Annotated in this window: 1 rRNA gene; it reads right to left on the bottom strand. The window is 52.1% G+C overall.

The annotated features are described in order from the left end of the window. Positions 1-11: 11 nt before the first annotated feature. A 23S ribosomal RNA gene (locus tag FTT76_RS17485) occupies positions 12-1,034 on the bottom strand; the annotation flags it as partial.

Here is a 1,034-nt window from a genome sequence, read left to right as displayed (position 1 = left end):
TTGGGTGTTGTATAGTCAAGCCTCACGAGCAATTAGTATTGGTCAGCTTCATGCGTCACCGCACTTCCACATCCAACCTATCAACGTCGTAGTCTTCAACGGCTCTTTAGTGGACATAAAGTCCAAGGGAAATCTTATCTTGAGGTAGGCTTCCCGCTTAGATGCTTTCAGCGGTTATCCCTTCCGAACATAGCTACCCGGCGATGCGACTGGCGTCACAACCGGTACACCAGAGGTTCGTCCACTCTGGTCCTCTCGTACTAGGAGCAGATCCTCTCAAATTTCCAGCGCCCACGGTAGATAGGGACCGAACTGTCTCACGACGTTCTAAACCCAGCTCGCGTACCTCTTTAAATGGCGAACAGCCATACCCTTGGGACCTGCTTCAGCCCCAGGATGAGATGAGCCGACATCGAGGTGCCAAACACCGCCGTCGATATGAACTCTTGGGCGGTATCAGCCTGTTATCCCCAGAGTACCTTTTATCCGTTGAGCGATGGCCCTTCCATACAGAACCACCGGATCACTAAGACCTACTTTCGTACCTGCTCGACTTGTGGGTCTCGCAGTTAAGCGCGCTTTTGCCTTTATACTCTACGCGTGATTTCCGACCACGCTGAGCGCACCTTCGTACTCCTCCGTTACTCTTTAGGAGGAGACCGCCCCAGTCAAACTACCCACCAGACATGGTCCTCGTCCCGGATAACGGGACAGAGTTAGAACCTCAATATTACCAGGGTGGTATTTCAAGATTGGCTCCACCGAAACTAGCGTCTCGGTTTCAAAGCCTCCCACCTATCCTACACAAGTAAGATCAAAGTTCAATGTCAAGCTGCAGTAAAGGTTCACGGGGTCTTTCCGTCTAGCCGCGGGTACACCGCATCTTCACGGCGATTTCGATTTCACTGAGCCTCTGCTGGAGACAGCGCCCCCATCATTATGCCATTCGTGCAGGTCGGAACTTACCCGACAAGGAATTTCGCTACCTTAGGACCGTTATAGTTACGGCCGCCGTTTACTGGGGCTTCGATCAA

Source organism: Acinetobacter sp. YH01009 (assembly GCF_013420765.1).
Taxonomy (GTDB): domain Bacteria; phylum Pseudomonadota; class Gammaproteobacteria; order Pseudomonadales; family Moraxellaceae; genus Acinetobacter; species Acinetobacter amyesii.
The sequence above is the reverse complement of the archived record's forward strand: the minus strand, read 5'-3'. Positions and strand labels throughout refer to the sequence as shown.